This window comes from Oryzomonas rubra, assembly GCF_008369015.1.
GTDB classification, from domain to species: domain Bacteria; phylum Desulfobacterota; class Desulfuromonadia; order Geobacterales; family Pseudopelobacteraceae; genus Oryzomonas; species Oryzomonas japonica.
Window position 1 is genome coordinate 1 of the sequence record NZ_SRSD01000011.1, and the last position, 14,686, is coordinate 14,686.

Annotated in this window: 15 protein-coding genes and 1 tRNA gene; 5 read left to right on the forward strand and 11 right to left on the reverse strand. The window is 59.3% G+C overall.

Annotated elements, in window-relative coordinates; translation table 11 throughout:
- The first annotated feature begins 35 nt into the window (after positions 1–35).
- Both ET418_RS18470 and ET418_RS16060 read left to right on the forward strand, forming a co-directional pair.
- A complete protein-coding gene (locus ET418_RS18470) occupies positions 36–170 on the forward strand; it encodes a YezD family protein (RefSeq protein WP_274596141.1) in 135 nt (44 codons plus the stop codon).
- A 168-nt stretch (positions 171–338) separates the two neighbouring features.
- Positions 339–1,211 (forward strand): nucleotide-binding protein, encoded by an 873-nt coding sequence (locus ET418_RS16060; protein WP_188055637.1) that lies wholly within the window; start codon positions 339–341, stop codon positions 1,209–1,211.
- A gap of 51 nt (positions 1,212–1,262) precedes the next feature.
- On the opposite strand, the gene ET418_RS16065 is transcribed toward ET418_RS16060, so the two are convergent.
- Positions 1,263–1,338: transfer RNA gene (locus ET418_RS16065), tRNA-Lys, on the reverse strand.
- 343 nt (positions 1,339–1,681) lie between these two features.
- Here ET418_RS16065 and ET418_RS16070 point away from each other — a divergent pair.
- Positions 1,682–2,227 carry a class I SAM-dependent methyltransferase gene (locus tag ET418_RS16070; protein WP_149309334.1) on the forward strand — a complete coding sequence of 182 codons (546 nt, stop codon included), beginning with the start codon at positions 1,682–1,684 and terminating at the stop codon, positions 2,225–2,227.
- Positions 2,228–2,540: 313 nt separating this feature from the next.
- Positions 2,541–3,107: an HPP family protein gene (locus tag ET418_RS16075; RefSeq protein ID WP_149309336.1), complete on the forward strand. Its 567-nt coding sequence runs from the start codon at positions 2,541–2,543 to the stop codon at positions 3,105–3,107.
- 4 nt (positions 3,108–3,111) lie between these two features.
- On the opposite strand, the gene ET418_RS18235 is transcribed toward ET418_RS16075, so the two are convergent.
- The 8 genes from ET418_RS18235 to ET418_RS16110 form a co-directional block, all read right to left on the reverse strand.
- On the reverse strand, positions 3,112–3,267 hold the full coding sequence (locus ET418_RS18235) for a hypothetical protein (RefSeq protein ID WP_188055657.1): 156 nt from the start codon (positions 3,265–3,267) through the stop codon (positions 3,112–3,114).
- A 30-nt stretch (positions 3,268–3,297) separates the two neighbouring features.
- Positions 3,298–3,588: a hypothetical protein gene (locus ET418_RS16080; protein ID WP_149309337.1), complete on the reverse strand. Its 291-nt coding sequence runs from the start codon at positions 3,586–3,588 to the stop codon at positions 3,298–3,300.
- A gap of 179 nt (positions 3,589–3,767) precedes the next feature.
- Positions 3,768–4,226 (reverse strand): FxLYD domain-containing protein, encoded by a 459-nt coding sequence (locus ET418_RS16085; RefSeq protein ID WP_246153122.1) that lies wholly within the window; start codon positions 4,224–4,226, stop codon positions 3,768–3,770.
- Positions 4,227–4,329: 103 nt separating this feature from the next.
- Complete coding sequence (locus tag ET418_RS16090) at positions 4,330–4,836, reverse strand: hypothetical protein (RefSeq protein WP_149309339.1); 507 nt, start codon at positions 4,834–4,836, stop codon at positions 4,330–4,332.
- A gap of 42 nt (positions 4,837–4,878) precedes the next feature.
- Complete coding sequence (locus tag ET418_RS16095; protein ID WP_218043408.1) at positions 4,879–6,051, reverse strand: MGDG synthase family glycosyltransferase; 1,173 nt, start codon at positions 6,049–6,051, stop codon at positions 4,879–4,881.
- 19 nt (positions 6,052–6,070) lie between these two features.
- Positions 6,071–6,673: a glycerol-3-phosphate acyltransferase gene (locus tag ET418_RS16100; RefSeq protein ID WP_149309341.1), complete on the reverse strand. Its 603-nt coding sequence runs from the start codon at positions 6,671–6,673 to the stop codon at positions 6,071–6,073.
- The gene (locus ET418_RS16105) at positions 6,670–7,410 is read right to left on the reverse strand and encodes a zinc ribbon domain-containing protein (RefSeq protein WP_149309343.1); all 741 of its coding nucleotides are present in this window, start codon (positions 7,408–7,410) and stop codon (positions 6,670–6,672) included. Before ET418_RS16105 ends, ET418_RS16100 begins: the two co-directional genes overlap by 4 nt.
- A 9-nt stretch (positions 7,411–7,419) precedes the next feature.
- Positions 7,420–9,951, reverse strand: a complete 2,532-nt coding sequence (locus ET418_RS16110) for an SPFH domain-containing protein (protein ID WP_246153124.1) — start codon at positions 9,949–9,951, stop codon at positions 7,420–7,422.
- 887 nt (positions 9,952–10,838) lie between these two features.
- On the opposite strand from ET418_RS16110, the gene ET418_RS16115 reads away from it, so the two are divergent.
- A complete protein-coding gene (locus ET418_RS16115; RefSeq protein ID WP_149309345.1) occupies positions 10,839–11,261 on the forward strand; it encodes a pyridoxamine 5'-phosphate oxidase family protein in 423 nt (140 codons plus the stop codon).
- Positions 11,262–11,344: 83 nt separating this feature from the next.
- Here ET418_RS16115 and pepN read toward each other — a convergent pair whose 3' ends face one another.
- Positions 11,345–13,984, reverse strand: coding sequence for an aminopeptidase N (gene pepN / locus ET418_RS16120; protein ID WP_149309347.1), 2,640 nt, complete (start codon positions 13,982–13,984; stop codon positions 11,345–11,347).
- Between the two features lie 37 nt (positions 13,985–14,021).
- Positions 14,022–14,600, reverse strand: coding sequence for a TetR/AcrR family transcriptional regulator (locus ET418_RS16125; protein ID WP_149309349.1), 579 nt, complete (start codon positions 14,598–14,600; stop codon positions 14,022–14,024).
- Between the last annotated feature and the right edge of the window lie 86 nt (positions 14,601–14,686).

Below are 14,686 nucleotides of genomic sequence, written 5' to 3' on the forward strand. Positions count from 1 at the left end.
CCCCTGAGCCATGGAGCCGGGATCTGGAACAGGTCGTGCGTGAGGCGCTGAGCTCGATCCGTTTCGGCACGGTGACCCTGGTGGTGCAGGACGGCCGGGTGATCCAGGTGGACAAGAGCGAGAAGATCCGGCTCAACAAGGTCGGGTATGTGGACGGAAGCGGGATTTAGCAAGCCAACATCCCCACTTTCGCGGATTAATAACAAAACATCTTATTCCGCGCTGACCGGATAAACCGGAGGCCGGGGTTCATGTCTCTTCCTGGACAGCCCCGGCCTCTTGCTTTTCAAACGTTCGGAGTCCCGCGACGGATTGCCGGATGGGAAACGAGGCGACCCATGACAGAACACATCGCATTATACGGCAAGGGGGGAGTGGGCAAATCCACCTTAACCTCAAATCTCAGCGCCGCCCTGGCAGAAGCCGGTTTCAGCGTCCTGCAGGTTGGATGTGATCCGAAAGGCGACTCGTGCAGTCTCCTCAACAACGGCGATCCCATCCCGACGGTGTTCGATCTTTTGCGGGAATGGGGCGAGATTTCTGTTGATGCCGTTGCCCACAAGGGGTTCAAGGGGGTCACCTGCGTCGAGTTGGGTGATCCGTTCGGCTCGGGCCAATGTGGATCGTCCGAGATAGCCCGCGCGCTTGCAGAGTTGAAGAGGATCGACCTGTTCGGGGCTATCGCGCCCGACTTCGTGCTCTACGACATCTCCGGCGACAGCACCTGCTCCAGCTTCTATACCCCGATCCAGCAGATCGGCGTCCAACGGATATTTGTGGTCACAACGGCCGACTTCATGTCGCTGCATGCCGCCAACGCCATCTTCAAGATGTTGGACCGTTATGGCGAATCGAATGTGCCGGTACCGGTGGGCGGACTGATCCCCAACAGCATCAGCAGTTCGTTCGAGGAATCGTTTATCGCCGATTTTGCCGTTCAGACCCGCACCCGCACCATGGGGCGCATCCCCCGCTCCCTGATGGTCAGACAGTGCGAACTGTACGGCAAGACCGTCATCGAGGCGTCGCCCCTCTCCAACCAGTCCTATTTCTACCGCAGACTGGCCAATCAGATCGTTGACGAGGCCGCGTCCCAGCCGGGCCTGTCTGCGCCGATGCAGCCCGAAGAACTGCGGGCATGGGCGCGGACGTGGGGAGACCGGATCTATGCTCTTGAAAACGGCCTGGTTACCGATGGGGCTGCGATTTGACCGTAAGGTCGCAGGTGATAGTGTTGCGTAGGGAAGTGTTGCGGGAAGAAATGGTGGGCACAGTCGGGATCGAACCGACGACCTGCCGATTAAGAGTCGGCTGCTCTACCAGCTAAGCTATGTGCCCATTGTTGGTACACTAACCTAATTCGAAACGACCGTCCAATTGATATAATTAATAAATGCGATCAAGGTAATTCAAAAAACCGTACCAATAGCCAGAAAGATGCATTTGGAGTGTTGTGCCGTCTACAGCAAGGGGGGGGGGACGTGGCATCATCAGGTGCGTGTTGTGGACTTGGCAGGCAACCGGGCCGTTTAGTGGGTTTTCGTGGAGATAATGGGATTTCGGCCAAAACATGCCTGCTTAAGTGACATGTCGATTATTTTCCTGGACAGATTTTGTCTCTGCATGTTATTAATCTATTAAATTTATAGTTATTATATTTTAAATAGGGAAGGGGGACGCAATGACAGCCGTAGCCGAGAGTGTGAAACGTTATAGTCGTTTCTTCAAAAAACAGAATGCCGCGAAGGTTCTGGACTACGGGACCGGTACCATGCGCAACGCCCTTTACCTGGCACAGGAAGGGTTCCGGGTCTATGCCGCCGACTTGCCGGAACAGGTGGAGAAGCTGGAAGGGTGTCCGGCCATTCACCATGTGGAGCGCCTGCTTGCCACCGATGAGCTGTCCCGCAGCGACCTGAACGTGGATCTGGTGCTGTCCACCTATGTGTTCAACATCATCATGAACAGCGCCGAACGGCACGCCTACCTGAAAAACGCCGTCGCCAACCTGAGGCCGGGCGGTTACCTGTTGATGGAGGTGCGGTGCCGCAAGCCGCAGGAACGCTGCGACACGACCTGCAACGACTATTTCTCGTGTGCGGAATGCTCCAAGACCCTTACCCACGAGGAACTCGATACCCTTCTGGCACCCCATGGCCTACGACGCATCAGCCATTATTACCGCAGCCATGCAGTGGCTGCCATCTACCAGATGGACCGGGCGTAAGCCCGTAACTACAGAGCGGGCCCCACGGCCTGCGACAAACGATTCTGTGCTGACCGGAAAAACCGGAGGTCGGGTTCAATGTCCCATAATCATGGGCATTTCCCGGCCATCTCTCCCGCGCATAAAATGGCCATTCATTGCCCCGCATCAAGGCATTTTTGATCTGAGTCAAAGCCATACCGGTGATTTATGCTACCTTAGCCGTGTTCCGAATGCACGCTCCCGCACCATCTTTTGTGGGTACTGAGCCCAGTCATCAGCGCGCATACCGCTTGAAACGTATTTTGGTCATGAAATCGGAGGCGTCGGCTGAATGAAAAAACGCATTTCAATCTTTGTGCGGAGACACCTTGCGATCAATAAGAGGCTTGCCAGACTGCCCCGCAACTGCAAGGCCCCGCTCCGGGGGCCCCGCCCCCCCATGTCGCTGCACTATGCCGTCTGGAGCTTTATTAGCGCCACTCTGGGTATTCTTGCCATTTGCGAGGTGACTACCCTGGTCGGCCATCCCTTGCTGATCGGCTCGTTCGGCGCTTCGGCGGTTCTCCTGTTCGGCGCCACGGACTCGCCGTTGGCGCAGCCGCGCAACCTGGTCGGAGGGCACCTCGTCTCCGCCACGGTGGCTGTGCTGGTGGTCGCACTCTTCGGCTCCTCGCCGCTAACCATGGCCATTGGGGTGGGGCTGGCCATTTTTGTGATGAACATGACCCACACAACCCATCCGCCCGGCGGAGCCACCGCCCTGATCGGCGTACAGGGGGCGGTGGGCCCGAGCTTCATCCTGATGCCGGTGCTGGCAGGGGCCCTGATCCTCCTGGTAACGGCGATCTTTACCAATAATGTGGTATATCACCGCTCGTACCCCAAACATTGGCTCTAGCTTTTTAGATGCTGTTTTTGCGTATCGCCTTGTCTGCAACCATCCCGGCGCGTTTTTCTCGTTTCCTGCGCACCGCGGCGCGCATCCCGAAGAATCCGCCGGTTGCGGTCAGCACCCATATGGTTGCCGTAACGACGATTTCACTTGTGGTGACCATCATGTGCTCCTTTCCCTCAGAGTCGCCGTAGGTTCACGGCACCGTCGGCAGGACGAAATTGGCCCCGGCAAACTGTATGGCAGCCGGGTCGGCGGCGCGAGGCGGCGATACGGCATGCACGCCGCCGCACTCCGGGCAGGCCTGGACGAACGACGCCAGTAAAAAGGATGCGCCGCATCCCTGGCACGTTGCCGTCAGCCCGCCATTGGGTACGGGTGACGCTGCTACAGCACCGCCATGGGCTGCAAGCACAAATTCCACAAGTTCTCTGCCGGTGGCAAACGGCCCTCCTCCCGGTCCTCCGTTTGGTCCACAATCGCACATAGTCTGCTCCTCCTGAATTGGTGTGTCGCTATCCGAGAGCAGCATACCCCCCTGCATTCACGTTCTGCATGACGTACGTCAAATTATTCATATTACCCGGAAATCCCACGTGCCGCGACCTGGCACAGAAAAGCCCACCTCTTTCGGGGTGGGCTTTTCTGTTTTACCTGTTTCCCCTTTTAAACGTGGGGAGAAACGGCCGACTCAAATGACTGCATCCAGTTGACTCCGCCGTCATCCGGGCCGCCACCGTCGAATCCGTTGTATTTGTAGGTGAAAATAAGTTTTGTGCCCGGCGTTGCCGCGGTTGGCAATGTGACGCTGAATGGAGTAAGGTCGCCCATCTCCAATCTCCTCGGGATCACGTAATTAACCGAGCGGCTGACGGTTTTGCCGTTGGCGTCAACCGATGATACCCATATCTCTATATCTTCCATCGTTGCATAACGGATATTCTGGATGACGCCGTTGATGATGGTGGCACCATTCGCCGTCGTTATATCCCAGCCCATTTTTACATCAAACTGGGCATAATGCTGCGGCGACGTTTTCAGTTGTTCCCTGAGCCGGTCCGAGAGCGAGGTGAATCCTCCCAGCAGGAGCAGGGCTCCCATGAGCAGTAGCGCTTTGCGTATCATATCGAATACCTCCTTATATAGACTCATTTTCTCAAGTTGAGAGACAAATTTCAAGACGCAATCAATGGAAAGGGTGCCGCAGGAGGGAAGCCGGGGGGACAGCTCACAGCTGTATCCTCTCGTTTGGTTGCAAGCCGGAAAAAGATACCATGAGGAGCAAGGACCCGACCACGGTGAAGAGCAGATAATCCGTGGGCATGCCCAGTGCCCAATGTTTGTGCCAGGGGATGAATTGCGGCCTGAAATGGGCGATGCCGTAGGCCGGGTTCATGACGAACCAGAGAAAGTCCTCGATGATCCAGAAAAGCATCAACGAGCCGAGGCACCGCGCCTCCTGGCGCCAGGTGATCTGTCCCACGATGGCGTGGGGCAAGTGGAAGGCCAGGCACATGAAGGAAAATACCCAGGCGTGGTAGCCGGTCATGGCCCGGCCGCCCCAGAAAAGGTCCAACAGCCAATGTTTTTCGATGCGCCAGGTGGGCAGGGACGCGGCCCAGCCGTTTGCCCCCTCGATCTGGATCTCGGTCATGGCGAAGAACAGCCCCAGAAGCGTTACCCAGGTGATGAGAAACAACAGGTGCCCGGAGCGGCCCCAACAAGATTTTTTCATAAACGGTTTCACCTTCAGCGTAACGTTATAAGGAAATAAAATTCATAGCCCGCCTTGTATAATCTCCAACACCTGCCGGGCCGCATCCGGACGCCCCAGCCCCAGGGCCTTCTCACCCATGCGCGCCAGACGCTCCGGCTCTTGCAGCAGCATTGCCACCCGCCAGGCCAGGGCGCCGGCGTCGCAGGCCTTCATGGCTGCGCCGTTTTCCAGCAGGAAATCGGCGTTGCGTTCCTCCTGGCCCGGGATCGGCGACACCACGATCATGGGCAGCCCCATGGCCAGGCATTCCGAGGTGGTCAGCCCGCCCGGTTTGGTGATGGCCAGGTCGCTGGCCGCCATGGCCCGCTCGATCACCCTGGTAAACCCAAGAGGGAAGAGCCGCCCCGGATGCTGCCGGGCCATGGCCCGGAGGTCGGCCAGCAGCCGCTCGTTCTTGCCCGCCATGGCCACGATCTGGAAATCCCCCTCCAGTTTGAGCAGCCGCTCGGCCAGGAGGTGGATACTCCCCACACCGGTGCCGCCGGACATCATCAGGAGCGTTTTTCGGCCGGGATCGAGCCCCAGTTCAGCGGCACAGGCGGCGCGGTCCTGTCTTTCGCCGAAGGCCGGCATGATCGGGATGCCGGTCACCCGCACGCCGGCCGCCGGGATACCCCGCTCAATCATGCGCCAGGCCACCTCATCGTGGGCGGCGAAGTAGCCGCTCAGTCCCTCGTGAATCCAGAGGGCATGCACGTCGAAATCGGTCACCTGCACCCAGACCGGCCGCTTGAACTCTTCCTTGCGAATCTGACGCGCCAGCAACTGGGCCGGCAGGAAATGCGTGCAGATCACATGGTCCGGGGCGATCTCGGCCAGCACCCGTTTCAGCTTCCGGGTATTGAGCCGCTCGATGGCGCTCCTCAGGCGGCTCAGGGCCGAATCCACCTTGTCGCGGTCGGTCTTGTCGTAGAGATAGCCCCAAAAGGCCGGGTGGCGCTCCACCACCTTGATGTAGGTATCGGCGTAGATGGTCTTGAACAGCTTGGGCACCAGCGTCATCAGGTCCACGTGGACCGTTTCCAGGTTGGGATACCATTTTTCCGCCGCGGCCTGGAGCGCCTGGGCGGCCCGCACGTGGCCGGCGCCGGCCGAGACGCTCAGGATGGCGATTTTTTGCCGTTTACCGGTGGTGCCGGTCATGGTGATATCCGCGTGTTGGTAGTTTTGCACAAATCAGGAGCCTCCGGTATTATCCCAAACAGCCGCCGCGGTTGAAAAATTCCTTGCGGATGTTGGTACGGTGGGCGTAGAGGACCACGACCACCAGCAGACAGTAGAGCGCCGTTGCGGGGGACATGATCGGAGCGCCGCGCCGCAGTTGCCCTGCTACGACAAACAGGGGGGAACAGGCCAGGGCCACCAGGCCGGTCTTGGTGGTGCCGCGCAGGAACGGATAGGCCACAGCGCAGAGGCCCAGGCCAGCCAGCAGCACCAGCGGCTTGAGCAGGATCATTCCCCCTGCGAAGGTGGCGAACCCCTTGCCGCCGTGCAGGCCGAGCTGTACCGGCCAGATGTGCCCGGCAACAGCCGCCAGCAGGGCGGCGCAGGGAAGCCACGGGGCGGGGCTCAGGTAGCGGGCCAGCCAGACCGCCAACAACCCCTTCCCGGCATCGCCGAGAAAGGTGAGGATAAAACCTTTGGTGCCCAACAGACGCCCCACGTTGCGGCTTCCCAGGTTGCCGCTGGCAGTGGCGCGTATATCCTGGCCGGTCAAAAGCCGCACCAGGTAGTAGCCGGTGGTGAAGCAGCCCAGCAGGTAGGCGACGGTTATGGCGATAATGGTTTGTGTCATGAACGCCCCGGTATGCCCGTCCGCTTCTGGCGGTACAACACCCAGCCGCCCCACAGGAGCGCCGCAAGCATCAGCACCACACCGCAGCCGAAGGAAAGGCGTGCGATGAGGTGATCGTACCGCATCCAGCCCAGGCGGGTCAGGATGATCTCCCAGTCGTGATAATCCGCCACCTCGCTCCCGGTAACCCCGCCCAACAGCATCAACTGCCCGGCCCGGGCGTCATCCATATAAGGCGCGATATCCATGAAACTCTGGCCGAGCCACCAGAGGCCGACCGAGGCGGCAAACCGGTCCGCCCTGACAAGGAAAGCAATCGTCACCACCAGAGGGATAAGCCACTGTCCCAGGGTGCCGCCCAGGACCTGGAGGAACCTGCCGAATGGCGAAAAGAAGAGGTGCCCCGCCTCGTGGAAGGGGAGGTTGATCAGGTGCATGAACGATTGATTGAAATGCTCCCCCGTTACCGGTGTCGTCATGAACCGGACTCCCCATACGGCGAGGCCCAGCCAGAGGCAGAAACGTCCCGCCAGCAATAGCCGGTTTTCCTCCGCCTCAACCGCGAACAGTCGTTCTTTGAACGGACCGGTCACCCCTGACAAGGTAGCGGTAGGCGTTGCGGCGACTTCAACGGTTACCAGCTGCGGCGCAGAATGCACCTTGGCGAAGATAACGCCGCAACGCAGGCAGTGGTCGGAACCGTCGGGTTGTTCATGGGTGCATTTGGGGCAGATCATGGTTTTCGGTTATGCTCTCCCCGATTCCGGCCGCCCTGCAGAGGCCGATGGCGCGGATTTTTTCACCAGCGCGGGGATGTCCACCCCCGGCAGCAGCTTCGTCAGCATCCCCATGAGCCCGTCCGTGGCAGTGCCGCCCCCGGTAACCAGGACATCCGGGACGATCTTGATGTTGCCGTTCTCGATGGCCGTGGAGATCAGCTCCACGATCTTGATCTGCTTGATGGCCTCTTCGCCGATGGCCTCCTGCTGCTTGCTGTAGGCCTGGGCGGTCGCCTCGCCGATGGCCGCGATCTTGGACGCCTCGCCGTCGCCGATGGCCTTCAGCCGCTTGCCCTCGCCGACGCCTTCCAAGGCCTTGGACTCTGCCGTGCCTTCGGCCAGGGTGATCATCTCGGTCTTCTTCTGGGTGGCCACCTTCACGGCAATCTCCGATGCCACCAGGGTGGGCTGCTGGTCGGCGGTGGCGCGCATTTTCTCCATCTCAGTGCGCTCCGCTTGGGACCTTTGCTCCATCTTGTACATCTCCTGCTGTTGCTCGGCGATGATCCGCTTGGTCTGGGTCTGCATCAATTCCTCGGGCAGGCGGATCTGGCAGATCAGGACCGACACGCATTCAACGTGATAGCGCTCAAGATCTGTCCGGGCACGGTTTTCGGCCTTGGTCTGCTCCTCCGAACGGCTCTGGAGGAAGTTCATGGCCGAGGCGGTGGAGGCCTGGTTGCGGAACGAGGAGTCGATCATGGGGTGGATGACGTGTTGGATCAGGTTGTCGATGGAGCCGACCTTGGCCACCATGTAGGGGGCTTGGTCCGGACGCACGCGGATCACGACCTTGACCGAAACCTGGATCGGGAAGCCGTCCTTGGAAATGACTGTCAACTGGTCGAAGCGAGTGTCTTCCTGGTCGTCCCAGTCGATGGTGATGTTGGTGGTGTCGATCACGTACACCATGAAAGCCCGGCGGTTGAGGTAATAGCGCCCCGGACCGGCCACCTCCTCCTGGATGCCGCGGAATCCCGTGGGCACGACATACTTTTCCTTGCCCTCTTCCTCGGTGGCGCCATTCTGTGAGGAACCGAGCCGTTTCTTCATTTCCTCCGTGGGGTCCTCGCCCACGTTCGACACCACTACCCCGACCTGACCGCGTTCGATCACGGCCACATCATCGAGTTCTACGCTGAACATGAACGGGTTGATGTAATAGGTGCCCGGCCGCAACACGTCCAATTGCGGGCCGCGTTGTCCCTGTTTGGTCAGGAAGGCGGAGCCGTCCTGGTAATCGTTGTGGCCACTGATGGGGGAGGCCACGTATTCCCGTTCCGGCAGCGGGATGCCGTCCAGGGCGGTTACCAGGCCGACCTTGTTGGCCTCGATGACCACGGCGGGAGCAACCTGCACCTGGAACAGGTTCAGGTTGATGCGATAGGTGCCCGGCAGCAGCACGTCGATCTGGGGGCCCTTCTGGCCGCCGTTCTTCAGGAACGCCTCGCCGTTTTCGTAATTGGAGTGTCCCTGTACGCTCTGGGCCAGGAGCCGCCCCATGGGGATGGGTGCGCCGTCCTGGGCCGTGACCATGCCGACCTCGCCTTTGGCGATCACCACGGCTGCGGCCTTGGTGATCTTGAAGAGATTCGGATGGATACGGTAGACGCCCGGCGGCAGAATCTCTGTCTGAGGCCCTTTCTGGCCGCCACTCTTGATGAAATCCTGACCGGATTGGAAGGAGTTGTGTCCCGGCACCACATTGGCGAAGATGCGGCCGGCCGGTATAGCAGAACCATCGGCAGACTCGACCAAGCCGATCTCCCCTTCATTGATCTTGGTGGCCTCGCCTTTTGTTACCTTGAACAGATAGGGGTTGATACGGTAGTTGCCCGGCGGGATGATCTCGATCTGAGGCCCCTTCTGGCCGCTGTTGGTGATGAATGCCTCGCCGTTCTGAAAGGACGAGTGGCCTGCCACTGCCTGGGCAAAGATCTTTCCCTCTGGGATGGCGACGCCGTCAACCGACTCCACGATGCCGATCTCGAAATCCTTGATCTCGGTGACGCTCCCCTTGGTCAGCTTGAACAGGTAGGGGTTGATCCGGTATTTGCCCGGAGGCAGCACCTCGATCTGTGGCCCCTTCTGGCCGCCATTTTTGATGAAGGTTTCGCCGTCCTGAAAGGAGTTATGGCCGGCCACCACCGCGGCAAAGATCCGTCCGGAGGGGATGGCCGAGCCATCCACTGACTCGATCAGGCCTATCTCGTTCTCCAAAATCTCGGTAAAGACGCTCTTGGTTGCCTTGTAGATGAATGGAATCAGGAAATGCAGGCCGGGGCCGAGGGTCCGCGCCTGGATGCCGACCTCTTTGCCCAGGGCCACGACCCGTCCCTGGGGCATCTTGCTGCCGAACCACCTGCGTTCGATAAGGGCGATCTCGTTGCCGCCGACCACCACCACCGAGTTCCAGAGCAGGATGACAAGGACGGTAAAGGCGAGAAAGTAGTAGTAATGATGGGCAATCCAGGAAAAGAGGGCTACAGCATCGTACATGAGGTTCCTCCCAGGTGATGTTCCGCGTTTCAACTAGATGGCTACTGCTTATCATTGAAAATATACTTTCTTCTACATGACAGAAACCAAAATCACAATGTAATTTCAAAGTGTTAAAATAATTAACATACTTGTATAATATGCCTATCTGCCTGTTTTTATATAAAAACATAACACCGAAAGCATATCTTTCGCCCTTCATTTGTATCTTTTTGACGCAGTAAAAAATCGGTATCCACATAGATTCCAACTCGTTTACCGTATATAGGCAGATCGCTCGCCAACCGTTTATTGCGGTCAAGGTCGACGATATCGGTGGAGCTATACACCTGACAGCATGCGTGGGGCTCTTTGACCTCAGCATCTATGCGATAGCCGTGTTCGTTAGTTATGAGGTTGGTAGCATTGTATGAAGAGGGGGAGGAAGTCGGCAGGCATAAAGGTAAAGGAGCTTTCTGAACCGGTGCGGGTGGGGAGCGCAGGCCAAGCTTTTGAGCCGCGGGTAGAAGGGAACCAACGTGTGTCAGTAGGGCTGGTGTTGTCTGGAGGGAAGCCACTTCATGAACTCGGCAGCCGCCTGTATGGTATCCTTCGCCGCAGGATCAGGCCGTCGCCCTCCCGTCCCTGTTGCTGTTCCATAACCAGCAATCTTTGTTGCATGAGCAACAAAGATGTATTTGACCGCAGATTGCCACGTGCGGATTTGTTCCCCGCCTCAAGCGCGTTACCGCTGCAACCTTTATTGCAGTAGTCGGATTGCGAGGAAAAAGGATGCATTGTAATGTGTTGTTTTTGCGAAGTTATTTTTTTGATTGCGTTGGCGCGCATCCTGCGAATATCCGGGAAGAGTAGGGGCGTTGGCGCGGGGGCTGCAAGAGGGGGGCGACATGATTTCGGAAACGATGCGTCAGTACATTGAAAGCACTCCCGTGGTCTATGTGGCTTCTGCGGATACGAAGGGACATCCTCACGTGGCAGCCGGTAATCATCTGACCGTGAGTGACGGATCGTTTTTGGTGTTCGAGAACTGGTTTTGCCCGGTGACGTTGCACAATATTACCCGAAACACCCATGTTGCGGTTGTTGTGGCCGTGCCCGGATCGAAGACCGGCTATCAGTTGATCGGCCGGGTCGTCAAGCCTCACGACGATATGGTCGAAGGAGATAGCGCCGGACCCGTGCCACTGGACGTTACCCCCGCCTTGACCAGGTTCATGGTTCGGGTCGAGAAAATCATGGAGTTTTCAACGGGGATACATTTCGATATCCCTATCAATCCCGGATATTCACTGCCGGAATGCCTCGGGTAGGAATCCTTCCCGCAGCCTGTTGCTCCAATCCTTCGAACCCGTGTTGTCTTGAATAGTGCCCAGCCGTTTCGCCAGGGGGTAGGTTACAGGCTCTTTTCCACGACCTCGTAGACATCCCTGGGCAGTTTGGGAAGTGCCTGGATCCGTCTCAACTCCTGCTGCATGAGCGCCTGCCTCCCCGGCTCGAAGCGCCGCCAGGTGGTCAACGGCGCAAGCAGACGGGCGGAAACCTGGGGGTTGAGCGGGATGAGGCGGAGCAGTTGATCGACCAGAAAACGGTAACCTGCGCCGTCGGGGGCATGGAAGTGGGGCTGGTTCTGGCTGAAGGCTCCTACCAGGGCGCGGAAACGATTGGGATTGGCAAGTTCGAAATCCGGATGGTCGATGAGCGCCCGGGCGTCGTCAAGGGTGCCGGGGAGATCCGACAGGGCTCTGAGCGAGAACCACTTGTCCACCACGAGGCGATCCCCCTGCCAGTGACGGTAGAAATCCTCCAGCACCTGGCTGCGCTCGGGGCAGTCGCACGAGGCCAGCGGCCCAAGCGCCCCCATGGTGTCGGTCATGTTGTCCGATGTGCGGTACTGCTGGATGCAGAGTTCGGTGATGGCCTGCTCTTCCAGACTCATCAGGTAGGCCAGACAGAGGTTGGCCAGGCGGCGTTCTCCCGATCGGCCGTCGTCCACCCCGTAGGGCCTCGTACTGCGGCACGTCTCGCGCACCGCGAGGAAATCGTTCCGCAACTGCGTCGCCAGGGCGCGGATCGTGAACCTGCGGGCGATGTGGATGGCCCCCGGGTCGATGACCGGCATCAGTTCGGCCAGGTATTTCTCCGACGGCAGGGTGAGCGCCTCGGCCAGAAAGGCCCGATCCGGCTCCCCGCTGGTAAGGGCGGCCCGGTAGGCCGCCACGAACGCCTGGTCCGGCTTGAGTTCCCGTCCGGCCTGTTGGTCGGCCACCAGGGCGAGAATGACCTGCGCCGCCAATTGTTGGCCCGCCTCCCAGCGGCAGAAAGGATCGGTTTCGTGGGCCATGAGGAGCACGAGGTCGTCAGGGCGGTAGGGGTAATCAAGCTTTACCGGGGCTGAGAAGCCACGCAGCAGGGCCGGCACCGGCTCGCTGTCCAGACCGGAGAAGTGGAAGGTCTGTTCGGCCCTGTTCACCTCAAGAATCCTGGTGGTGGGGCCGGGCGCCGGTTCGCCGAACAGGGTGACCGGAAGCTCCCGGCCGGCCCGGTCCAGGAGGCCGACGACCAGCGGGATGTGGAACGGTTGTTTATCCGGCTGCCCGGGGGTGGGGGGGCAGGACTGGCGCACCGTCAGGGTGAAGACGCCGTCGGCCGCTTCAAATGAGCTCGATGCCTCCACAAGCGGCGTTCCGGCCTGGCTGTACCAGAGGCGGAACTGACCGAGGTCCATATTACTCGCATCGGCCATGGCCTGGACAAAGTCCTCAATCGTGACCGCATGCCCGTCATGGCGCTCGAAGTAGAGGTCCATACCCTTTCTGAAACGCCCAGCGCCCAACAAGGTGCGGAGCATGCGGATCAGCTCACCCCCCTTGTTGTAGACGGTCGCGGTGTAGAAGTTGTTGATCTCCATGTAGGATTCGGGGCGGACCGGGTGCGCCAGCGGGCCGCCATCCTCGGCGAACTGTGCGGTGCGCAGGTAGCGGACATCGGCGATGCGCTTCACGCCGCGCGATTCCATGTCGGCGGAAAACTCCTGGTCGCGGAAGATGGTGAGCCCCTCCTTGAGGGAGAGCTGGAACCAGTCGCGGCAGGTAACCCGGTTGCCGCTCCAGTTGTGGAAATACTCGTGGCCGATGACCTCCTCGATGGCCTGGTAGTCCGTATCGGTGGCGGTCTCGGGGGTGGCCAGGACGTAGCAGGAATTGAAGATGTTGAGCCCCTTGTTTTCCATGGCCCCCATGTTGAAATCGTCCACCGCCACGATCATGTAGCAGTCCAAGTCGTATTCCCGGCCAAAGGTTTCCTCGTCCCAGCGCATGGCCTTTTTCAAGGAACGGAGGGCGTGCTCACCCTTGTTGCGGTTGGCCTCCTGGAGATAGAGCCGCAGGCTCACCCCCCGGCCCGAGCAGGTCGTAAAAGAGTCCTCGATGCAGGCCAGTCTGCCGGCCACCAGGGCGAAGAGGTAGCTCGGCTTCCTGAATGGGTCGTGCCAGGTGATGAAGTGGCGGCCATCCGGCAGTTCGCCCCTGTCCATCGGGTTGCCGTTGGACAGAAGCACCGGGTAGCGCTCTCGGTCGGCGATGACGGTGACGGTGAAGATGGAAAGTACATCGGGGCGGTCCGGGTAGTAGGTGATGGAGCGGAACCCCTGGGCCTCGCACTGGGTACAGAACATCCCGTTGGAGCGATAGAGCCCTTCGAGGAAGGTATTGTCCTGGGGGCGCAGTTCGGTTTCCACCTCCAGGGTGAAGGTGGCGGGGACGGAAGGCACGACGAGCGTCTCTTCCGACACTTGGAAGGCCTCCGGGGCAAGGGGCGCCCCGTCGAGGCAGAGGCTGCGCAGTACGAAACGGTGGCCGTCCAGGATCAACGGCCGCTCTCCCCCGGAGCGGTCATAAGCCGCCCGCAGGGCAAGGCGGGAGCGGACGAGCGTCGTTTCCTTCCCCAGCTCAAAGCGGAGGTCGATGCTTTCAACGGTATAGTCGGGTGGGCGGTAATCGTGACGGTGAATGGTGGTATGGGCAGTTTCTGTCATATCTGGTCCTTCATGCGGTTTTGTTGACAACGCCGGCCTATCGTTTGATACCGTCCCAGCATGCCGCGATGGTCTTCTCAATGAGCGCGTCGTCCAGTTCTATAAACCCGAGAATATGGTCTCGGGTCAAGGTGATCACTGGTCCGAAGGCCAGGGCAAAGAGTAAGATAGGGGGCAGGTCCTTGATGACCTGCTGGGCGACTCCCTGCTCGAACAACTCCAGGTACAGGAGGTCATCGTCCTTGAATTCTTTGGCAAACCTGCCCCGGCGCAGGTCCACTCCATAGGGGGAGTTGTGAAACTGCTCCATGTACTTGGATTCGAGGGGGTGGGCAACGAAGTACTTGAGGAAGTTGATGCCGAGGTGCAGAAAACGCTCCCTGATGGGGCGTTCCGTCAGGTAGCCAACCCGGAGCGCCTCCAGTAATCTCCCTTCTATCTCCCGATACAACTCCTTGATGAGGATGTCCTTGCTCTCGAAGTAGCAGTAGATCGTCCCGGCCGCCACCCCGGCCCGCTCGGCGATCATGGCCATGGGGGATCCATGGAACCCCTGGTCGGCAATGATCTCCACCGCCGCACGAACTATTTCGCCACGCTTATCAAGCTTTGCCATATCCCTGACCCCAATCCCATTGGAATTGAATGAATGGTCATTCAATATGGTCAATTTATAATGTTTACAATGGTCTGTCAAGGGGT

Excerpts from the sequence above, each read along its gene's own strand:
- ET418_RS16060 (WP_188055637.1), top strand. The coding sequence starts at position 339 with ATGACAGAACACATCGCATTATACGGCAAGGGGGGAGTGGGCAAATCC.
- ET418_RS16070 (WP_149309334.1), top strand. The coding sequence starts at position 1,682 with ATGACAGCCGTAGCCGAGAGTGTGAAACGTTATAGTCGTTTCTTCAAA.
- ET418_RS16075 (WP_149309336.1), top strand. The coding sequence starts at position 2,541 with ATGAAAAAACGCATTTCAATCTTTGTGCGGAGACACCTTGCGATCAAT.
- ET418_RS18235 (WP_188055657.1), bottom strand. The coding sequence starts at position 3,267 with ATGATGGTCACCACAAGTGAAATCGTCGTTACGGCAACCATATGGGTG.
- ET418_RS16080 (WP_149309337.1), bottom strand. The coding sequence starts at position 3,588 with ATGTGCGATTGTGGACCAAACGGAGGACCGGGAGGAGGGCCGTTTGCC.
- ET418_RS16085 (WP_246153122.1), bottom strand. The coding sequence starts at position 4,226 with ATGATACGCAAAGCGCTACTGCTCATGGGAGCCCTGCTCCTGCTGGGA.
- ET418_RS16090 (WP_149309339.1), bottom strand. The coding sequence starts at position 4,836 with ATGAAAAAATCTTGTTGGGGCCGCTCCGGGCACCTGTTGTTTCTCATC.
- ET418_RS16100 (WP_149309341.1), bottom strand. The coding sequence starts at position 6,673 with ATGACACAAACCATTATCGCCATAACCGTCGCCTACCTGCTGGGCTGC.
- ET418_RS16105 (WP_149309343.1), bottom strand. The coding sequence starts at position 7,410 with ATGATCTGCCCCAAATGCACCCATGAACAACCCGACGGTTCCGACCAC.
- ET418_RS16110 (WP_246153124.1), bottom strand. The coding sequence starts at position 9,951 with ATGTACGATGCTGTAGCCCTCTTTTCCTGGATTGCCCATCATTACTAC.
- ET418_RS16115 (WP_149309345.1), top strand. The coding sequence starts at position 10,839 with ATGATTTCGGAAACGATGCGTCAGTACATTGAAAGCACTCCCGTGGTC.
- pepN (WP_149309347.1), bottom strand. The coding sequence starts at position 13,984 with ATGACAGAAACTGCCCATACCACCATTCACCGTCACGATTACCGCCCA.
- ET418_RS16125 (WP_149309349.1), bottom strand. The coding sequence starts at position 14,600 with ATGGCAAAGCTTGATAAGCGTGGCGAAATAGTTCGTGCGGCGGTGGAG.